General features: G+C 67.7%; 18 protein-coding genes and 3 pseudogenes. 2 read left to right on the top strand and 19 right to left on the bottom strand.

Features of this window, described 5'->3' with window-relative positions; all coding sequences use genetic code 11:
* The 8 genes and pseudogenes from AC07CM_RS45215 to AC07CM_RS45250 form a co-directional block, all read right to left on the bottom strand.
* Window positions 1–1,161 carry a M24 family metallopeptidase gene (locus tag AC07CM_RS45215; RefSeq protein WP_478882398.1) on the bottom strand — a complete coding sequence of 387 codons (1,161 nt, stop codon included), beginning with the start codon at window positions 1,159–1,161 and terminating at the stop codon, window positions 1–3.
* Between the two features lie 689 nt (window positions 1,162–1,850).
* Window positions 1,851–3,287, bottom strand: a complete 1,437-nt coding sequence (locus tag AC07CM_RS45220; RefSeq protein WP_478882399.1) for a sugar porter family MFS transporter — start codon at window positions 3,285–3,287, stop codon at window positions 1,851–1,853.
* A gap of 166 nt (window positions 3,288–3,453) precedes the next feature.
* Entirely contained in the window at window positions 3,454–4,278 is an 825-nt protein-coding gene (locus AC07CM_RS45225; protein WP_478882400.1) for an SDR family NAD(P)-dependent oxidoreductase, read from the bottom strand.
* Between the two features lie 99 nt (window positions 4,279–4,377).
* Window positions 4,378–4,866 (bottom strand): VOC family protein, encoded by a 489-nt coding sequence (locus tag AC07CM_RS45230; RefSeq protein WP_478882401.1) that lies wholly within the window; start codon window positions 4,864–4,866, stop codon window positions 4,378–4,380.
* Entirely contained in the window at window positions 4,866–5,588 is a 723-nt protein-coding gene (locus AC07CM_RS45235) for an SDR family NAD(P)-dependent oxidoreductase (RefSeq protein ID WP_478882402.1), read from the bottom strand. Before AC07CM_RS45235 ends, AC07CM_RS45230 begins: the two co-directional genes overlap by 1 nt.
* Window positions 5,585–5,983, bottom strand: coding sequence for a hypothetical protein (locus AC07CM_RS45240; protein WP_478882403.1), 399 nt, complete (start codon window positions 5,981–5,983; stop codon window positions 5,585–5,587). Before AC07CM_RS45240 ends, AC07CM_RS45235 begins: the two co-directional genes overlap by 4 nt.
* Window positions 5,984–6,348: 365 nt before the next feature.
* Window positions 6,349–6,966: pseudogene (locus tag AC07CM_RS45245) on the bottom strand (IS701 family transposase); the annotation flags it as partial.
* Window positions 6,918–7,319, bottom strand: coding sequence for a hypothetical protein (locus AC07CM_RS45250; RefSeq protein ID WP_478882404.1), 402 nt, complete (start codon window positions 7,317–7,319; stop codon window positions 6,918–6,920). The pseudogene AC07CM_RS45245 and the gene AC07CM_RS45250, both read right to left, overlap by 49 nt.
* A gap of 291 nt (window positions 7,320–7,610) precedes the next feature.
* Here AC07CM_RS45250 and AC07CM_RS45255 point away from each other — a divergent pair, with 291 nt between their 5' ends.
* Entirely contained in the window at window positions 7,611–8,066 is a 456-nt protein-coding gene (locus AC07CM_RS45255; RefSeq protein WP_478882405.1) for an SRPBCC family protein, read from the top strand.
* Between the two features lie 240 nt (window positions 8,067–8,306).
* Here the strand turns inward: AC07CM_RS45255 and AC07CM_RS45260 are convergent, their stop codons facing one another.
* The 9 genes and pseudogenes from AC07CM_RS45260 to AC07CM_RS45300 form a co-directional block, all read right to left on the bottom strand.
* The gene (locus tag AC07CM_RS45260) at window positions 8,307–8,942 is read right to left on the bottom strand and encodes a helix-turn-helix domain-containing protein (RefSeq protein ID WP_478882406.1); all 636 of its coding nucleotides are present in this window, start codon (window positions 8,940–8,942) and stop codon (window positions 8,307–8,309) included.
* Between the two features lie 370 nt (window positions 8,943–9,312).
* Complete coding sequence (locus tag AC07CM_RS45265; RefSeq protein WP_478882407.1) at window positions 9,313–9,942, bottom strand: TnsA-like heteromeric transposase endonuclease subunit; 630 nt, start codon at window positions 9,940–9,942, stop codon at window positions 9,313–9,315.
* A 58-nt stretch (window positions 9,943–10,000) separates the two neighbouring features.
* Window positions 10,001–10,543, bottom strand: coding sequence for a DUF6262 family protein (locus AC07CM_RS45270; RefSeq protein WP_478882408.1), 543 nt, complete (start codon window positions 10,541–10,543; stop codon window positions 10,001–10,003).
* Window positions 10,540–11,055: a hypothetical protein gene (locus AC07CM_RS45275; protein ID WP_478882409.1), complete on the bottom strand. Its 516-nt coding sequence runs from the start codon at window positions 11,053–11,055 to the stop codon at window positions 10,540–10,542. Before AC07CM_RS45275 ends, AC07CM_RS45270 begins: the two co-directional genes overlap by 4 nt.
* 83 nt (window positions 11,056–11,138) lie before the next feature.
* Window positions 11,139–12,173: pseudogene (locus AC07CM_RS45280) on the bottom strand (tyrosine-type recombinase/integrase); the annotation flags it as partial.
* Window positions 12,174–12,960: 787 nt separating this feature from the next.
* A complete protein-coding gene (locus AC07CM_RS45285; protein ID WP_478882410.1) occupies window positions 12,961–13,437 on the bottom strand; it encodes a hypothetical protein in 477 nt (158 codons plus the stop codon).
* A gap of 70 nt (window positions 13,438–13,507) precedes the next feature.
* A pseudogene (locus AC07CM_RS45290) lies at window positions 13,508–14,275 on the bottom strand (PP2C family protein-serine/threonine phosphatase); the annotation flags it as partial.
* A gap of 239 nt (window positions 14,276–14,514) precedes the next feature.
* Window positions 14,515–14,901, bottom strand: a complete 387-nt coding sequence (locus AC07CM_RS45295; protein ID WP_478882411.1) for a toxin Doc — start codon at window positions 14,899–14,901, stop codon at window positions 14,515–14,517.
* A 2-nt stretch (window positions 14,902–14,903) separates the two neighbouring features.
* Window positions 14,904–15,152: an antitoxin MazE7 gene (locus tag AC07CM_RS45300; protein WP_478882412.1), complete on the bottom strand. Its 249-nt coding sequence runs from the start codon at window positions 15,150–15,152 to the stop codon at window positions 14,904–14,906.
* Between the two features lie 349 nt (window positions 15,153–15,501).
* Here AC07CM_RS45300 and AC07CM_RS45305 point away from each other — a divergent pair, with 349 nt between their 5' ends.
* On the top strand, window positions 15,502–15,717 hold the full coding sequence (locus AC07CM_RS45305) for a hypothetical protein (protein ID WP_478882413.1): 216 nt from the start codon (window positions 15,502–15,504) through the stop codon (window positions 15,715–15,717).
* Between the two features lie 544 nt (window positions 15,718–16,261).
* Here AC07CM_RS45305 and AC07CM_RS45310 read toward each other — a convergent pair.
* Both AC07CM_RS45310 and AC07CM_RS45315 read right to left on the bottom strand, forming a co-directional pair.
* On the bottom strand, window positions 16,262–17,251 hold the full coding sequence (locus AC07CM_RS45310) for a thiopeptide-type bacteriocin biosynthesis protein (protein ID WP_478882414.1): 990 nt from the start codon (window positions 17,249–17,251) through the stop codon (window positions 16,262–16,264).
* Entirely contained in the window at window positions 17,233–18,465 is a 1,233-nt protein-coding gene (locus tag AC07CM_RS45315; RefSeq protein ID WP_478882415.1) for a lanthionine synthetase C family protein, read from the bottom strand. The genes AC07CM_RS45310 and AC07CM_RS45315 overlap by 19 nt, the downstream gene beginning before the upstream one ends.
* Window positions 18,466–18,782 lie beyond the last annotated feature (317 nt).

Raw genomic sequence — 18,782 nt, forward strand, 5'->3', positions numbered from 1 at the left:
TCACAGGCCCTTCGGCCGGTTCCAGCCGCGCCCGGTGTCGCCGGGGGCCTCCCAGCCCTGCTCGGTCACGATGAGGGTGTCCTCCAGCTTGACGAAGCCGGCCTCGGGGTTCTCCACCCAGGTCTCGATCGACAGCACGAGGCCGGGCTCCAGCGGGGCGTCCGCGTGGTCGGCGGGGTAGGGGACAGGGCCGGTGCCGGTAAGGCGCGGCACCTCGTGAGTGATGAGCCCCATGCCGTGTGCCACGAAGAACATCTGGTCCTTGTGCGCGCATTCGGCGAGGGCCTTGTCAGCCACGGCGAAGATGTCACCACCGCGCTTGCCGGGACCCACAGCGGTGCGCGCTGCCTGCTGCACCGACTCGACCTCGGCGAGGATGTCGGTCATCAGCGCCGTCGGTTCGCCTGCCACGGCCATGCGGGCCAGGTCGCCGATGTAGCCCTCGTACATGCCGCCGGAGTCGAGAGAGAGAACCTCTCCTTCCCGCCAGATCCGGTCCGACGGGGCACGGTTGAGCTCCTGGCCGGTGGAGACGAGACAGTAGTCGAACACCATTCCGCGCTTGGTCTGCTCGAGCCGGAACCGCTCCACGATGTCCCGCTTGCTCTCACCCGGCTGCGACACCTCGAAGGTCGCGAGCATGGAGTCGATGATGCCGTTGGACGCCTTGCGCACCAGGGCCAGTTCTTCGGCCGACTTGATGGCGCGCATGGCCTCAAGCAGCTTCTGCGCCTCAACAAAGCGTGCGTCGGGGAGTTCGGTGCGCAGGATGTCCCAGGCATCGGCGGGCAGGAACGCCTTTTCGACGGCGACGGTCGCCTTGTCCAGGCCGCGCTGGCGCAGACCTGCAGCAACAGCGCGGGCGGTGTCAGCGCTCGACCATGACACGTGCTGGACGTCGGGCACCCAGAAGGGGAACACGTCGCTGCCCCAGGCCTCGTTGCCGCAGCCGACGTAGAAGGACTCCTGCGGCTTGCCCTTGGGGTAGGTGAGCGCGGGCAGGTAACGCGAGAGGCCGATGGCGTCCATGTTCGCGAAGAAGAAGTAGCGATATCCGCCCAGCATGTACTGAACGTTGAAGCGTGTGATCGCTACGACCGCATCCACGCCGGCCTCGTCCATGAGGCGGTCAAGGCGAGCGTTGTCAAAGGGCACGTTCATGTGTGGTTCTCCTGCTTCATATCCAGGCTGGCCCTGTCAGGCGAGCCTACGTGCGATTGGACTACCGGTCAACCATTTTGGTTGACCATTGCCGCGCAGACACTGTCCGGTGCGCGAGAAGAGCCCCGCCGGACCGGAAAACGGCTCCGGCAGGCGCCCCCTATAGGGCAGCAGCGCCGCGCGCAGCCTGGCCCTGAGGACGGGCCCGTACATCGTCAGGGACGCTCGCCGACATACCCGCTTCCTCCCAGTACGGCGCGGATCCTTCAAGGCCGCCAAGCCCCACGTCGCGCGGTGGCCACGCCCGCCACCTCGCCTGGAGGAACTCGTAGACGCGGCACTCGCCGAGCGGCAGTTTCCGCTCGCTCACCTGTGACGGAAGACTCCGGAAGGGCCAGCCAGACCGAGCGATGTGCCGGCCTCCCGCAGTGCCGAGCGGCTCAATCGGAGCTTGTGTGCCACGCTCCGCAGGGGGAGCGCCGTCCGCCTGAAGCCGCGGCAGATGGTCGGTCAGGCAGCCGTCCGCGGGCATCGCTGCCTGACCACGCGAGGGGCCGTGAGGGGCGTCGCCGAAGCATCGGCCCGGCATGAGGTCCCGCCTCAAGCCGGGCGCTGGGCAAGGAGACCTCGGCCAGGGAAGTCGTCGCCGGCAGCTCACGGCTGCCAGGACGTCGTGCGCCCGTGGCTTCTCAGCCCTGGGAGTAGGTTCGAAAGCGTCGTTCCAGCGACTCAAGAGTGTGGCCTCGTGTCTCTGGCAGGAACTTGACCAGGAACATCAAAGTGCCGAGGTTGATTACGGCGAAGACAAGGAAGGACGTCCCCCCGCCCACGGCCTCGATGAGCGGCGGAACCACCAAGGTCACGATGGCTCCCGCGATCCACTGGGCGAAGACCGCGATCCCGATGGCCTGGCCGCGGAAGCGCAAGGGGAAGATCTCCGAAGTCACCAGCCAGTAGCCGGTTCCGATCGCACCCTGGAAGAAGAAGAGGAACGCCAGCATGGCAACAATGATCAGGTAGTTGCGTTCAGTGGACTCCGGGAGGAGAAAGCCGCCGCCGAGGAGCGCGAGGGAGACGGTGACTCCGATCTGACCCGTGATGATCACAGGACGCCGGTTGACCCTGCCGTAGACATAGATTCCGCAGGACACCGCGACGACGGCCACGACACCGTTCGCGATGGTGGTGGTGAGCGCGGCCTTGGTGCCGAACCCGATCGACTCCAGCAACGTGGGGGCCAGATACACCATGGCATTCACACCGGTGAGCTGCATCCCTACATTCAGCACGATTCCGATCAAGAGAAGCCGCCGCACCCAGGGCAAGCGCATCTCGCCGGCCTCCCGCTCCCGCGTTCTTTCGGTGATCTCGTCGAGTTCAGCCTGCACTGCACCGTGCTCCCGGATGCGGCGCAGTACGGACTGCGCCTCACCCAGCCGCCCCTTGGCGGCGTACCAGCGTGGCGATTCGGGCATGAACAGCATCCCGAACCACAGCAGCACTGCCGGGATGGTGGCCAGGCCGAGCATGTAGCGCCAGGCGTGGTTGCTGCCGGAGAAATTCGCTATCACGGCGTTACTGGTGTAGGCGATCAGCTGGCCCGTGACAATCATCAGCTCGTTTTGGGAGACGAGCCGGCCTCGCCGGTGGGCGGGGGCGACTTCCGCGATAAACATCGGCACGGTGGCGGAGGCCCCGCCGACAGCCAACCCCAGGACGACGCGGAAGACGACCATGCTGGTGACGTCCGGCGAAAAAGCCGATCCCAGGGCACCGCCGAAGAACACGACAGCGAAACTGAGGATGGCACGCCTGCGGCCGTAACGGTCGGCCAGGCGCCCGCCCAGAAGCGCCCCGAAAGCAGCACCGAAGACGAGAGAGGACGCGACGACGCCCTCGGTGGTGGCCGTCAGACCAAGACCGCCCTCATCGGTTCCATTCCGCATGAACGGCAACGCCCCGGAGATGACGCCCGTGTCGTAGCCGAAAAGCAGGGCGCCGAGGGTGGCGACGGCTGTAATGACACGAACGAACCGCTCAGGCTTCGCGGTTCTGCCGAACGCCCCACTTGGTGGCGGTGCTATTGCGGTCAGGGAACTTCCGGTCGCTTCGGTCTCCGGCATCATTGCCTCTCCTCGGTGTCCCGCTCAGGGGCGCAGGCAGCTGTACTGGTTCTACTGGCGCGCCGCGCGCGCTCGTGATGCGCTCAGCACGGCGTGCCGGCGTTCGGGCCTCGGTGCCGCCGACCCTGCAGCGCAACGGCCACAGGGCCGGCGGCACCGAGGGGGGAGGTCACCAGAGGGTCTGGCCTCCCTCGATGACGAGGTTGTGTCCGGTCATGTAGTCCGACGCGGCGCTGGCCAGGTACACGATCCCGCCCTGCAGATCGGTGAGTTCGCCCAGGCGTCCCGCGGGGATGTCCGTCAGCCATCGCTCCACCAGCGGGGCAAGGGCCTCGGACTCTTCGATGAGCGCGGTCCGGATGATGCCTGGAGACATGCAGTTGACGCGGATGCCGCGGTCGGCCCACTCGGCGGCCAGGCTGCGAGTCAGGGTGACGACCGCCCCCTTGGACGCGTTGTAGGCGGCCTGCTTCTGCGGATGAGGAACGATCAGCGACGCCATCGAGGCCGTATTGATGATCTTTCCGTAGCCGCGCGGGAACATGGCCCGTGCCTCGTGCTGGCAGGCGAGGAACGTGGCGCGGGTATTGAGGGCGAAGGTCCTGTCCCAGTCGTCGGCCGTGATGTCCTCGGCCGCAGCGTTGGGATTGATGCCCGCGTTGTTGATGGCGATGTCCAGCCCGCCGAAGGCGGACACGGTGTCGGCAACGAAGCGCTCGATCGCGGCGTCGTCGGAAACGTCCGCCTGAAGCGCGATCGCTTCGATGTTCTTGTCGGCCAGTTCCTGAGCGACGGCCTTCGCACGGTCGCCGTCCAGATCGATCACGGCGATGCGGGCACCGGCTTCGCCGAGCGCGTGCGCGAAGGCCCTGCCGATCCCCGCTCCCCCTCCGGTGATCAGGGCCGATTTGCCGTCGAGACGGAAGCGGTCGAGGATCGTCTTCCCCTCCAGGCCGGTGTAGACGTCGTCGTGAGTGATGCCCGAACTGGACATAGAGCTGCTCCTTGTGAAAAATGCGGGGCTACTGGACCGATACGACTGCGCGGACAGGGCAAGGAAAGCCGCCTGCCGTGGTCGATCAAGCGCGCACGGTCACGGCTTCTGGTTGGAGAACGTGCGCTCGTAACCGTGGGAGTGCAGTTCCAGCAGGTTGCCGAAGGGGTCCTCAAAGTGGAGGAAGCGGTAGGGCTGGCCCGGGAACAGCGGCCAGATCCGGCTGGTGCGGATGCGTCCACCCAGCGAGCGGATGCGTTCTTCGGCGGCCTCGATGTCCGGAACGACGAAGCACAGGTGCGAATAGCCGGCTCGCCAGTAGGAAGCGGGAATACTGGTGTCCACCTCCGGCGTGATGAACTCAAACAGTTCCAGTCCGACACCGTTCGCACCGACCATGTGGGCCTGGCGCACACGATGGAATGCGGGACCGAAGACGTCGCAAGCTGCGGCATCCTCGGCTGCGTTGATCTCGAACGGCCCGGAGATCACCTGCAGCCCCAGGGCCTTGCCGTACCAGTCGATCGCTTCCTCGATCCGCGGCACACACAGACCGATGTGGCCGATGACGCTGCTGACTTCGGACATCAGAACGGCACCTCTCCACCGCTGTTGGCCACCACCGTGGGCGCGTGGCCACGGGGCTGCGTGGCGAGATAGAGCGCCAACGATGCGGTCTCGCGCGTGCTTGCGAACCTCCGCAACGGGATCTGGTCGTAGATGTCCTCGTTATACGCCTCGACCGTCTGGCCCTGGGCGGCCGCGATCGCCGCGGTCGCGGCGACGAATAGCGGTGTCTCGGTGCGACCGGGACACAGGGCACGCACAGTGGGCCCCTCGGCCTGACCGGCGGCCATAGCCCGCACCCAGCCAGTGACCGCCCACTTGGAGGCGCAGTAGACCGCGTTCTCCCGCTCGGCGCGCAGTGAAGCCTGCGAGGAGACGGCGACATAGGTGCCCTGCGAGCGCGTGAGAGGTTCTTTCACGGCTTCGAAAAGGGCTGGAACGGTGGAGGCGTTAATCGTGAGGATGGCGCGCGAACGTCGCTCGTCGACGTCTGCCAGCGCGACAGCACCCGCGATTCCGTGTGAGGCCACCACTGCCTCCAGCGGCTCGTCTGCGACACGTCGCCCGAGGAGTTGGAGGTGATCCTTGTTGGTCAGGTCGCCGGTGATCGTCTCAACGTCCTGCAGGTCGGCAACCGACTCGAGCTTCAGATCATGAGCGATCACGGTATAGCCGCGCTCGACCGCGAGCTCGACGATGGCGCGGCCAATGCCGCCGCCCGCGCCAGTAATGAGAATGCTCATGCCGTCTCCCTCAGATCGAAGGTGGAGCCGGTTACATAGTCGGCGTCCGGGCTTCCGAGATACTGCAAGGCCTGAGCCGCGTCCGCAGCCCGCCGGGCGACCACGATGTTGAGACGCACCGCCGGGCCCAGCTCCACCGCGAGGGAGAGCACGGCACCACGGACGGACTCCACAGCCGCGACCGCATCGGGGTTGGCGCTGCCGCCGGGAGGCTCTGTCACGAGGACAGCGATCAGCCTCTTCTCTCCCGCCGGCACACCCGTCGCCAGCTCTCGCAGACGCTCGAAAAGCTCCACATTCGTCTCAGTCACCCAGATGTAGAACGGATCTTCCACCTTGTCGTAACCGAGTGCCACCACATGCAGCGACTCCGGGGCTTCCACGATGCCGTCCACGGGGCCGATCGTGATGACGTTGCCGCTCGGCTGCCCATCAGAACCAAAGGGACTCATCGCACCCTCCTTTCGTTGATATCCACCGACTTCAAGCCGACCACCGGGCGGCCCACCTTGCGATCACCGGGGCTCGCAAGCTCCTGACCAGGCCTTTTGCCGGGAGATCTACTCGTAGCCGAAATCGGTTAGCACGGATGTAACGTACGACCAGCACGGTCGACCGGTCAACCACTGGCGTGAAAATTGGTCGACCTTTCTCGCCTCCACCGGGTCGCCCCGCTGCGGACGTCGACCGTGGAGAAGCCGCACACGGCCCTGAAGCAGTCAGTACGGCGCGCTCCGCTGGAGCGGAACACGCCGTGCGGGGGCTGAGGCCAGCAGCCGACGGGTGCGTTGCGGTTCGGGGCCACGGGCTTCGCGTCGAACGGGTGGGCGGAAACGTCCGCCCGGACGGCCAGCACGTAGTGGAGTCCGCGGTCGGACAGTGCCGCCCGGACGTGGGCGTTGGTGCCGTAGGCGGCATCGGCCACCACGACGGGCGGCCTCATGCCCCAGTCGGCGAGCGTGTCGAGCATGTCCAGTGCCAGTCGCCACTTCTCGCGGTGCGTGATCTCGGGTGGGACGCGGGTGAGGGCCCGGCGGTCGGTATCAGAGGACCATCCCTTGGGCAGGAAGAGTCGCCACTGCAGCGGGCAGGAGGCGGTGTCGGTGGCGGCGTGGACGCTGACCGCGACCTGACAGTTGGCGCGTTTACCCAGGGCTCCGCAGTACTGCGGAGCCCTGGCGACCGACATTCTTCCGTCCTTGGGCACCGACACGTCGTCGATCACCCACGCCGTCGGGGCGATGAGCGGCAGCATCCGTTCGCAGATCCGCCGCTGCACCGGCACCGGATCCCAGGTGGACTGGTTCACGAACTGCCTGTGGCCGATGATCACGCGGATGGGCCGGCGTCTGGCAAGGCCACGAGCCGCCGGCCGACGCTGAACATCCCCGCCGTCTCCTGCACCTGCCACCCGCGCTCCGCCAGACGCCTGGCCTTCGAACGCACCCCCTCGACCTTCGCCGGCGTCGTCTCCAAGCCCAGCTCCACCGCGATCTCCCGGGCCTTCAACGGTCCCCTGCCCGCTGACCGCCCATCCTCCAGCACACCCAGAAGCCGCTGATAGTCCGGCGCCAGCACCGTCACCGGCAACCCGCTCCGCCAGGGCGGCACCGTCGAGCCCGGCACGGGCGGGGCTGCAGTTTCCTGCTCCGCCCCGACCTCGGTCACGGCAGTGGACTCGGCCGCGGAGACAGCCAACGCCGCCTCGACCAACTCCTCCCGCGCGATCACCCGCCGGTCCAACTCGATCTACGCGGCCTACAACACCCCGGCCAACCGGGCGACTTCCTCCCGCAGACCCTCCACCCGCACACGAGCAGCCGCCTCCCGCTCCTCCAGCACCGACGCCACCGCTCACCCCTCGACCACGAAGCGGAGACAAGACGACGCATGCCTCCCTCATCCCGAACCGAACCATGCCTGACCAGCAGGAATCAAACGATCAAGTTCGGTTGAGATACGGCTTCTAACTAAGCAACATCAACTCAGTGCAACCGACGGCATGGGTGCTTCAATCAGGCCATGACCGCTAACACCGGATCTCCGACAGTCGTGACCAGCCGCCGCGAGATTGCCGCCAACACCGAACGGATCTTCGAACTGATCGCTGACCCGTCGCAACAGCCGCGGTGGGATGGCAACGACAATCTCGCCGAAGCTCCCACAGGTCAGCGCATACGCGCTGCAGGCGAGGTGTTCACGATGATGCTTACCCAGGGCGACATCCGGGAGAATCGTGTGGTGGAGTTTGAAGAGGGACGTCGCATCGCTTGGCTTCCGTCAGAACCAGGCCAAGAGCCACCTGGGCACCTCTGGCGATGGGAGCTCGAGCCCGTGGACGAGGCACATACCAGGGTCACACACACCTATGACTGGTCCCGCCTGACCGACGAGAAGCGGCTCCCCTACGCCCGCGCCACCAACACACACAGGCTACGGGTTTCCCTCGATAGGCTTGCCGAGCTCGTCGAGTCGTGACGGACGGGTGCCAGAGGGCACGGAATTCGCTGGTGCGCGGCACCAAGCCGATGAGAGCTGCAACAAAGCGCGAGCGCAAGATCAACATGTAACCCAGAGGGCCCGTGTCAGTTTTCGCTGCCCATACGCAGAACTGAGGAAGCTGCTCGTGAGAATGGGAACCCGGATTCGAGACCCTACAAATTGTAGGTTCCGCGTCTGGCTGGCCATTCGAAGTGCGCTGACCAGCAGGTTTCGTGGTCATCCCACTCGGTGTCCACCGGTTGTCGTCCCGTGGAAGTCTCCGCTTCCTCCGCCGGGGCGGCGCTCCTTGGTGGACACCGGCGTCACCCTCACCCCGGTGACGCAGCGGGTGTACCAATCCATCCCCACCAAGAGTTCAGCCTGTACCCACCGCAGCGTGAGCGAATCGAACGCGAACACGTCCAGTCGGGTGGAGTCCATCAGCAGGTACCCACCCGGCCTTGTGGGTCGCAGCTTCCCGTAGGGCCCATCCGGGCGGTCGGCGATGTCCCGGTTCCGTTTCGTGCTCAGCCGAAACAGTGGGTGCCGACGTTCCAGGTGCTCCAGGATCCGAAAGGCCGGCGCCCGGCTCGGTTGCGGCCCCACCTCCGGTCCGAACCGGGCGATCACCCGGGCCCGGGTCCGATCGATCACCATCGTCCGTGACGGCCGTGACTCATCGGTGTGCTCGACCATGACTTCCAGGACGGTCTCCACCCACCGCTGGTCCACTGACGCCGCCGAACCGCCGGCGTGCCCTCTCCGGGGAGCCAGTTCCGCCTCGCCCTGGTCACGGAAGGCGACAAGCCACCGCTCGACGGTGCGAACCGTGACGCCGAGTTCCGCCGCCTTGGCCGCCTTCTTGGCTTCCATGCCGGCGCGTACTCGTCCTGCGGCTCACCGTCGGCAACCAACTCCGGGCTGCCCGACCGGTAGCCCGTCAGCACCACCCGCATGTGGCCAGCCCGCTCGGCCGTCAGCTCTCGCTCTTCGTTGTTGAGCTGGTCCAAGACCACCGAGGCGACCCCGTTGGCATCTCCTCCCGAAGGGCCGGGGACGTCGAGGAGCACGCGAGCGCGGTCGGAGAAGAGCAATTCCTGCAGCGACAGGCGCTGGACTCGGCCGCGGCCGTCCTTCAAGACAACCTCGATGCCCGCAGTCGTCGCGGCCAACTCGACCACCTCGACGGCCTCGCCGTCGTAACGGAAACGCGCACCGACTCCAACGCGAGCTCCCGCACTGCTCATGCCACCCTCCTCAACACGTGGGAGGGACGTAGGGGTTCGGTCAGATCCGTGTGCAGCTCATGGGTCCAAAGCAGGTGATGGATCCCGGCCCGCACACTCTGCTCGGGTCGGCCAGGCAGCCTCTGCGCCGCCTGCCCCAGCGGCACGCCGTCCAGGTCAGCGCGGCGCAACTCCTCCAGCATCTCCGGCCCGAACAGCCGCCCACGGCGATAGCCGGCCAGGAAACGGATGTTCTCCAGCTCCGCCTCCGGTGGCTCGCTCCACACCTCGTAGCGCCACCCACGCGACTCCACCGCCCGCCGGGTCCACGCGAACGTGGAGGCCACCACCGGCTTCAACAGCCGTTGACGCGGCTTGACGTCCACGACCACCGGACCATCCTCAGTAATCAGGAAGTAGTCCGGGATGTGCTTGCGGCCCTTTCCCTCCACCACTGCCTTCAGCAGGAACGGCTGGGTCACGATGCCGTGCACCGCAGGATCGAAGTCGACGAACATCAGCCGTGCGAGCTCAAGACGCGACTCGTAGATCACATGGTCCTGGGTCGTCGCCGCCCAGTACGTGCCGGATTCCCCGGGGGTTGGAGCGAAGTGCCATGGCTCGATGCTGCTGTTTATGCAGGTCATCGGCTGTCTGATGTGACGCTAGCGTGTGCCGCAGGTGTGGTTCAAGTAGCTTCCCTCGTCAGGGTGACGGGGTCCGTGTGCTGCGGTTGAGGCGGGCGATCAACTCGCGGTTGGCAGTCCGGGCGGCATCGAGTTCGTCGTCTCGGTCGGCGAGTTGGCGGCGAAGTTCGGCAGCCTGCTGGCCGAGTTCGGTGAGCTGGGCTTGGAGGCGGGTGGTGTCGTCCGGGGCACCGAGACCGGACTCGCGCCAGGCTTCCTGGCCGAGTGCTTCCGATAGGCGCTCGCGCAGTTGGGTGTTCTCGCGTGTGAGCCGGCCGACGCGGTCGTGGGCGGCGGCCAGGTCGGCCATCAAGGACGTCCGGCTCACGGAGGGACCGGTGGCTGCAGGGGTCGGAGGTTCTGTGGCCTTGGCAAGGACGAGAGCGTGCAGGTCGCGGTGGCGGTAGAGGAGGCTGCGATCCACCCCGGCCTTGCGAGCGATTGCCGAGACGCTGATCTCCTCGCCCGCCGCGATGGCGGCGTCGAGGGCGGTGATGACGCGCTGGCGGCAGCGGTCGCTGTGCGCTCGGCGGACGGCGGCGATGCCGCTGGTGGTGGTCATGGACGCTCCAGTCGCAGGTCGGGGTGTGGAGCTCGGACCTGGGGCATGCCGAGGTGGACGAGCTGCCGGGTGCGGCGGACCACGGCCACGGCCTGGTCGATCTCGGCTCGCTCGTCGTCGGTGAGGCTGTCGAGATCTTCGCGGACCCGGTGGACGAGGGCCTTGACCTTGCGGATCTCCTCCTCGGAGGGCAGCGCGTCGGCGCGTGCCCACTCGTCCAGGTCGGTGGCGGCCAGGATTCTTTCCCGGTCGCGTAGAAGGTCTTGCAGGTAGGTGGTGAGGTCGGGGAGGTAGGAGACGTTGGTGCGGAAGTGGTCGCAGCCCACGCAACGGAACCGGAACGGACAGGAGCCGCCGCCGGCCTGGACGTTGGTGGGTTCGTGGCAGGTGCCGTAAGGGACGGCGATCTGGCCGATCGCATGGCGGGTGCGTTCGGCGTCGAGCAGGGCCTCCGCCTCCCGCCAGATCCGCTGGCCGTTTCGGTCAAACTGGTGGCTGGCGACCGTATCCACCGCCTCACGGCGGCGCTCGGCGCCGACGCGTTAACGTAGACCTGGGTGGAACTGGTGGAGGCGTGACCGAGCAGGTCCTGCAGTTCGTCGACGGTCCCGCCGGCGTCGAGGACGTTTCCGGCGAATCCGTGGCGCAGGGCGTGCGGACGCACCGTCTGGGCAAGACCGGCGCGGCGCGACAGGGCGGCGAACAGGTCGTTGACCGCATCCGGCTTCATCGGGGCACCGACCGGCGGCCGGAAGAGGTTGACGAATACGAAGTCGCTGTCGGCGGCCCCGGCGATGCCCGCGCGCTCCAGGACGTACTGATCGTGCGCTCGCACCAGCAGCCGGTCGACGGGGACGACACGCGAGTGCCGGGACTTCGCCCAGGCCGCGTTGACGTTCTCCCGCCGCACCACGTGCAGGTGCGAGCCGGGGAAGGAGCAGCCCAGTGCGGTGGAGTCGAGCAGGAAGTGGATGTCCTCCCGGCGCAGGCCCACTGCCTCGCTGCGGCGCAGGCCCGCCCGGCACAGCATCAGCACCAGCAGCCGGTCCCGGGCCGACCGGCAGGCCCGCAGCAGGGCGACTGCGTCCTCGTCGCTGGCCCGCCCGGGCCGCGTCGATGGCTCCTGGAGACGGTGGCGCGGCCGCATCCGCAGCTTCCACGCGCCATCCTCACCCCGTGCCTCGGCGGGCAGGCTCCTGCTGTCGGCCAACTCGTAGAGCTGGTGCAGTACTTCGCGTGGAACCTCCCCCTGGTCCGCGGCGAACACGAGGAAGCCGCGGACAGCCGCCAGCACCGCGTTGATCCGCCGTGCCCCGCGTACCGGCGCCGCACCCGGACCGCTCAACACCACCGCTTGCCCGTCCGCCCGGGGAGCAGGCACATGCCGAAGCCACAAGATGAAGGCGCCCAGCTGCCCCGCGGCCGAGCGCCAATCCACGCCTGCCGTCGCGCACCAGCGCAGGAAGAGCGCCACTGCGACGGCATAGCTCTTCGTCGTCGACTCGGCGCCGTCTCTCCCGAACCGCGTGTGCCGCAGGTAGGCATCCGCCGCTGGTACCGGCCGCAGGTCCTCGTCGACCACCGTCCAATACCGCGTGCCCGAGGGCATCCGTACCGGGAACGCTCGCATCCCAACTCCTTGTCGATCTCGACTGTCCAAACGACGACAGCCACATGACCGACACGGGTAGAGGACCCGTTGCTCACCGGACCAAACGCCTACCTACCGCAACAGTGAGCCACACCCCCAAGACCCCCGGGGAAGCCCGAGTAGTGCCGCTGCCCCTTGTACGAGCGAAACGTCCGCCACGGTCTGGCCTCCTGCAGCAGTCCGAGCGGTACCGACTGCCACTCCAAGTCCTCCACCATGGACTCATCACTGCGCCGGACGCTCAGCCGTACTGGCGCGGCCACCGCTGTACTCATCGGACCAACCCCGTGTCTTCCGAAGCGGCCCCGCCGGCCGCCGAACGCTGGGGTCCTGCCCTAGTCACACACGCTGATGAGTACCAGGACAGTCCTGTACACGAAGAGGGGAATCACTCGATCAAGAGGCATGATTCTCACCTCCATGTCCTATTGGACACGCGGTGGACATCCCCGGTGAGAAAAGGACACAGGATCTGAGAACCTACAAAAAAGAGAGACCAGCCATACCCGCACTAACTACGTGCAGGATCAAACTGCTCAACTCGTCGGAAGAGCTTGGGAGATGGTTGGTCTCGCGAACCAGTTAAGCACACCTTCCGTGGCCACGGTCAAACCCCACCACCATCGTCGTCAGCTGTAGGGTCTCAGTTTTCGCGGCACAGTCTCATCTCCGATGGCACATCGGCGGCACTTATGCCGTCTTCGTGAGGCTCGCTGGTCGGGGTTCTCACCCTTTCGGGTGGCGGGGTTCCGACCTGCTCCGCCCGTCAGTGCCTGGCTGACACCCTTAGCTTAGTCTTGCGGTCCGCCTCCTCGACCTTCGCCGCTGCGGCGGCCTGCGCCTCCTCGAGCGTCTTGGTCATCTGCGCGACTTCCGCCGCAGTGAGCCGCTTGACCTCGGTAATCTTGATGGCCGCCCCTTCTTGGGCGGCCTTGCTGTCCGCGGCGGCTTTGGCCTGGGCTGCCTCGATCCGCCGGGTGGCGTCGGTGCGAGCCTCTTCGACCTCCGCTGCGGCGGTCGCCTTCGCCTCCTCGAGCGCCCGGGTCATTTCCGCGACCTGGCGCTCGGCCTTGACCTTCGCCTCCCCCGCAGCGTTCTCCGCCGCCTTGACCTCCTCGCCCGTACGCCGGCGGATCTCGGCAATCTCGACCGCCGCGTTTTGGCGAGCAGCGTTCACGTTCTCCTCGGCCGTGGCCCGTACCTCGGCGACCCGGCGTTCAGCCTCTGCGCGGGCCTCCTCCACGGAAGCCTGCGCCTCCTCGGCCTTGGCGTTGGCCTCCGCGGTGATCCGCTCGGACTCGGCCTGGAAGCGGGATCTCCTCCAGTCCCCAGGCCTCCAGTCGGTGGGCGCACTGGGTGCGGATCGGGGCGACGGCTGCGGGGTTGGACGGTACGTCCCACTGGGCGACCTGCGCGGGGTCCAGCAGGCGGGTGCGGGCCACGAGCAGGGCGATGTCGTCGCTGGGGCGTTCGGGAAGGACGGCTTCGAGGATGCTCCGACAGGTTTCTTCCGCGGTGAGGTGTGGTTGGCCGGTCACGGCTGTGCGCAGGAGGCCGAGGCCGGTATCGAGGTCGCGCTGTCGGTCCTCGATGAGCCCGTCGGTGTAGAGGATGAGGCGGGAGCCTTCGGGCAGTTGAAGTTCGGCGGTCTCGAACGGCAGGCCGCTCCCCACGCCCAGGGGAGGGGAGGCGGGCACGTCGGGGATATCCACTGTGCCGTCGGGGCGCACGACGGCGGGCGGCGGATGGCCGACGCGAGTCAGGGTGCAGCTGCCGGTGACCGGGTCGTAGATGGTGTACAGGCAAGTGGCGCCGGCGACGTCGTGACTGTTGCCCTCCGCTGCCCGGTCCTGATCGATTCGGTCGACTAGCTCATCGAGGTGTCCAAGGAGTTCGTCCGGTGGCAGGTCGAGGGCGGAGAAGTTGTGCACTGCCGTGCGCAGGCGGCCAATGGTGGCGGCGGCGTGCAGGCCGTGGCCGACGACGTCACCAACGACGAGGGCGACACGGGCGCCGGACAGGGGGATGACATCGAACCAGTCGCCGCCCACGCTGGCTGCTGGAAGGTAGCGGTAGGCCAAGGTCGCCCCCGAAGCGTGAGCATTGCGGTAGGCGATCGGCAAGCTTCAGCAACCTCCGCCCCTCCGCCTTATTGCGGCCGGGTGCTGACGAAGCGGATGACCGGACAAGACTGCGCCACTACGGGAGCCATGCACCACTGGCCCAGCGGGCAGCCATCGGGGCCCTATTTCTGGGTGGGCCTCTGACATCCAGCGCAGGGGCCCGCCAGGGCGGGCGCGCGGAGGGCTCGTCACGTCACTCATGGCTGTTCTCCGGGGCGCATCGAGCGGAGCCGGTCGGCGATGTCGTACACCGTCACTCGCAGGGCGCGGATGTCGGTGATCAGGTCATGCCACGGCGCGTAGGCGGTGTCGATACTCTCGCCCGAGGCGCGGATGTAGGCGATGGCGACGCCGTACGCGAAGTACTCGTTGCGTGCCGGCAGCGGGCGCAGCAGCACGATCTGCTCCACCAGGGCGGCGGCCCGCCAGTAGGCGTCGGGCTCGCCCATCGTGATGTGCGGGGTGTTCACCCGGTGCCGGGCAACAGCGGCGACGAGGCCGGAGTAGTCGCCAACGTCGAGGTCCTTGCCGAGCAGTTCTTCTTGCCGGTCCAGGAGCCACCGGATGTCGATGTACAGGTCCAAGATCAGGCCACCCGGCGCACGCTGCTCGTGCCCTGGGGCAGGCCGCCGAAGTCACGGTCGAAGGCCTCGGCGATGCCGGGCTGTGTGACGACCTCGCGGAAGACCGCGGTGGCCATGCCCAGCTTTTGCTGGGTCTCCTCCTGGATGGCGAGCTGTGCGAGCAGGGCGCGCACGCTGACGCCCCGGGCGGCGGCGATGGCGGCGAGCCGGTCCCGCGTCTCTGTGTCGATCTTGACCGTTGTATCTGCCATATCTATCAGTATGCACCCATGACTACCTTCGTGAATACCGTTCGCGGGGATGAGGCTGAGCGCTTCACCTAGCCCGCGAGCGCTGTGGTCCGCAGGGTAGCGATCGGGTCTCCCACCTGCGGGGAATTCACCAGCAGCGGTACGGAATCCTGCTTGCTCGGGCTGTGCTGGGTGCATGAAGGCTCCCGTTCGTACGGCTGCAACGCACCTCGCCCAAGAGATCGACTCCAGATCCACGGCCTGACGGCAGGGCCCTGCCGACCGGACAACGGGCGCGGCATCTTCGACTGGGGCGGCTGGCTCGGTCGCCGGGCGTGCAGTAGCCCCCGCTCGGGGCGACGCTTACACCATGAACACCGTGCACGTGATCGTCTACCCGCCGTCCGAGACCGGCGGCCGACAGGTTCGGGTCGGGCGGGAGATCCTCGGGACCGCCCATTCGCTGCACGACCTGACCGTTTTCCTGCAGCACGCCGGCCTGGAGGGCTGGGACGAGTTGGACGTCGTGCAGCACGCGGAGCTGATCGAGTGGAGGGGCGGCGGACCGGAAACGTGGGTTCAATGAAGGCGTGCGTACATCTACCGCTTGGGTATGAAGGGGCGTAGCGTCTGCTCCCCGCGAAGGGGTGTCAGGCCCGCCGGCTGTAGGGGTACACGTCTGGCGGGCCGCGCCATGTCTGGGATGCACGAGCGCCCCACCGCATCTTGGGTTCTGGCGATCGTAGCAACACCCCAGCGCAGGGGGTGGGATGCACTTCGAGGTCCGCCAAGCAATGGAAGCCGCAAGGCCTCAACCATGTCCGGTTCGCCCGGATCAGCCGGGACGGTCGAGTGGGTCCCAACGGGGGCGTCCTGGGGACCGGCAGCAGGCGGGCTGCCCGGGCGGGTACACGAGCAGCTACTGGCGACATCGCGGAGACCGACGTCTGCTACTTCGCCGCGCAGAAGTCGTTTGCCTCCGACGGCGGCCTGATCCTCAAGCCCACCCGCCGCAGGACGAGTCCAAGCTCCGCGTGTGGGCGACCATGGGCAGACTCCAGGAGTACGTGGTCCTCACCGAGGCCCTCGACGCCGGCGTGGAGGCGCCAGGCGTTACAGTCCGTAGCCGGTCATGACCCGCTCTCCCTGTGGAGGATTGCCGCCCTGCCTGCCCAGGCCAGGATGCTCTGTCCCCGCATGGACAGCCCGAGTCGGTTCCAGTGGAAGATCACGTGGTAGCTGAGTACATGCCTCAACCCGCGGTCGAGCGTTCCATCCTGGACAGCGCGGCCGAGTGTCTGACCCGCGCTGCGGAAGGCGGTGGCCCACTCGGCGACGGGCTCCAACGGCCCGCCGGAACGCAGCATGGCGTCAATGTCGGCGAAGAGCAGGGGCCGGATCTCCTGGGCGCGGGCGTTGAGGTGGTCCGCTGGGACATCGCTGACGGCCGAGCGGTGTTCGTCCGTGATGACGCGGTGCCAGACATCCCCCTGCTCGTACCACTCCAGTCCGGCAGCGCGCATCATGAGTGTGCAGAGAAGGACGGACAGTTCCCGCGGCCCCACGGTCAGGTCGCCGCGTTGCCGCAACCGCTGCGCTTCCCGGCTGTCGGTGATGAACAGGGCGTGCGCGGCCGTCATGCTGACTGGGCCCCCGAACGCCGCTGTCTCCGGCTCGTAGATGCCGGGCCACCATCGGTGCAGGTGTCCATCGGCAACGAGGCGGTCGAAGCCGTTGCCGACGGCCAGCTTCGCCCCGATCTCAGGCCGTACGCGCAGGCGCAGGCGCCAGCAGGGGTGCTTCCTGGTGTACCACCAGCCGTCGACGGTGCCGGCGGCTTCCGCCTCTCTCAGCACGGGCAGCACGTATGTGGTGAAGGTGTCGTCGGCGCTCGCCCAGTCGGTGAAGTGGAGATTCGTCTGCCACCAATCGACGGCGGTGGCGTGGCGGGTCAGGGCTTTCCGGCCGGCCTGGTGGTAGACCGCGACAGCGTCGGAGAGGATCGCAGGGTCCATCCGGTACTGGTGCGCGGCGTCGGCGATCGGCAGGCCGGTGAGCACAGCGAAGACCGCGCGTTGGATCAGGCTCGGCTCCGCTTGGATCAGTTGATCAAGAGACATGCGTCCCATCCGGTGATCGGGGCCTGCTGCGAGGCGAGGGTAGTGAGAGCGAGGGCGGTGCCGGCGTCACCGTTGATCAGCCCGGTCGCCGGGAGGACGCCGGGCTGGGCCTGCGCGGCGAGGGTGACGCCGAGGCGCCTCGGGAGGGTCCGGAGGCGGGGGTCGAGGGCATCGGCGGCGGCACGGACGGCGGTTTGGTAGATGCCTCCCCAGCCGTGGCACAGACCGGTGTCGGTGACGCTGGCGAGCTGCTCGGGGTCGGTCAGCGCCTGGTACAGGGCGTCCTCGTAGAACGCCTGGAGGTCGGGAGCGCGCAGGGCGAGTCCTGCGAGTTGCCCTGCCCGTGCGATACCTGTCGTTCCGTAGCACCAGCTCGGCCGAGTGGGGGCGTCGTGGTGGGGGCGTCCGCGGTCGAGGTCGCGGCGCGAGACGTGCTCGGGCCACCAGGGGCCGGCGGCTGCGTGCTGGCACCAGACGTCGAGGTACTCGCAGATAGTCCACATGGCCTCTCGGTGGCCGCCGACGGTGATGCCGCGGCGCAGGGTCTGGGACAGGAGGAGGAGCGGGCCGGTGATGCCGTGCGCGGCACCGAAATTGCCGTGCCCGCCGGGGAAGTGCGGGGATTCTCCGCGGGCCGGGTCGTGGCGGACCCACCAGCCGGGCAGGCCGCGACCGCCGGGGGTGAGCGGGCGGGTCAGGGCAACGAGGTACCGCAGGACCCGTTCCAAGGCGGGCCCTGCGGGGTCGGTACGCAGGAAGTACGCCCCGATGCCGGTGAGGCCGTAGAAGAGGTCGTACTCCGCGAAGGTGGGTAGATCGCGGCTGCGGACGCGGGCGAGCGCGGCTTCGGTGCGGCGGTGGGCGAGGTCGGTGATGTGCTGGTGGAGGGTCTTCCGCGCGGGGTCGTACAGGAGTTGGAAGGGCGGCGGAACGGTGGTGAGGAGGAAGCCAAGAGCCGGGGCACCGACGAACAGCCCGGTGGTGTCGGCCGCGCTGATGTGCCCGCCGGCTGTGGCGGTAATCCACCGGTGGGCGGGCCGCCAGGAGCCGCCGTATCGGCTGGCCATCTCGACGTGCAGCAGGCTGATCCCGGCGGCGCCGTCGGCGAGGGACTGCACCGCCCAAGGCTCGTCCGGGGGTGGGGGATCGGGTTCTGCCAGATGGGCGGTGTACTGCTCCAGGATCGCCGCGGCCGTGCCGGCCGGCGCGGTCATCGGCTCACCATCCGGTGCTGAAGGGCCACGATCCGCACGAGCCGCAGCGTGGTCGCTTCGGCGCTCGGGCTGACACCCAGTGTGCGGACGTGGCGCTGGTGCAGCAGGGTCCGGGCGACGGCGAGCGGGTCGCGCTCTTCGGGGCCACGTCTTCCGGTAGGTGTCTAAGAGTCATCACGTAATGAGGCGATGTCCACCGATGTCTGTACGGAGCCGGCGCGTCTGGGTGGCGCGTTGTCCATACAGCGGACCGCTCCGACGTGGGCCTTGTGCCGCTCGTTCGCGGGTCGGGTCTCATTCGGGGTTGGCCTGGTACC

This window comes from Streptomyces sp. NPDC044061 (genome assembly GCF_056434305.1).

Bases quoted from the DNA above. Each gene is read 5' to 3' on its own strand.
- AC07CM_RS45235 (WP_478882402.1), bottom strand. From the start codon at position 5,588: ATGAGCATTCTCATTACTGGCGCGGGCGGCGGCATTGGCCGCGCCATC.
- AC07CM_RS45305 (WP_478882413.1), top strand. From the start codon at position 15,502: ATGAACACCGTGCACGTGATCGTCTACCCGCCGTCCGAGACCGGCGGC.
- AC07CM_RS45265 (WP_478882407.1), bottom strand. From the start codon at position 9,942: ATGACCTGCATAAACAGCAGCATCGAGCCATGGCACTTCGCTCCAACC.
- AC07CM_RS45260 (WP_478882406.1), bottom strand. From the start codon at position 8,942: ATGGAAGCCAAGAAGGCGGCCAAGGCGGCGGAACTCGGCGTCACGGTT.
- AC07CM_RS45310 (WP_478882414.1), bottom strand. From the start codon at position 17,251: ATGTCTCTTGATCAACTGATCCAAGCGGAGCCGAGCCTGATCCAACGC.
- AC07CM_RS45230 (WP_478882401.1), bottom strand. From the start codon at position 4,866: ATGTCCGAAGTCAGCAGCGTCATCGGCCACATCGGTCTGTGTGTGCCG.
- AC07CM_RS45220 (WP_478882399.1), bottom strand. From the start codon at position 3,287: ATGATGCCGGAGACCGAAGCGACCGGAAGTTCCCTGACCGCAATAGCA.
- AC07CM_RS45215 (WP_478882398.1), bottom strand. From the start codon at position 1,161: ATGAACGTGCCCTTTGACAACGCTCGCCTTGACCGCCTCATGGACGAG.
- AC07CM_RS45255 (WP_478882405.1), top strand. From the start codon at position 7,611: ATGACCGCTAACACCGGATCTCCGACAGTCGTGACCAGCCGCCGCGAG.
- AC07CM_RS45315 (WP_478882415.1), bottom strand. From the start codon at position 18,465: ATGACCGCGCCGGCCGGCACGGCCGCGGCGATCCTGGAGCAGTACACC.
- AC07CM_RS45270 (WP_478882408.1), bottom strand. From the start codon at position 10,543: ATGACCACCACCAGCGGCATCGCCGCCGTCCGCCGAGCGCACAGCGAC.
- AC07CM_RS45300 (WP_478882412.1), bottom strand. From the start codon at position 15,152: ATGGCAGATACAACGGTCAAGATCGACACAGAGACGCGGGACCGGCTC.
- AC07CM_RS45225 (WP_478882400.1), bottom strand. From the start codon at position 4,278: ATGTCCAGTTCGGGCATCACTCACGACGACGTCTACACCGGCCTGGAG.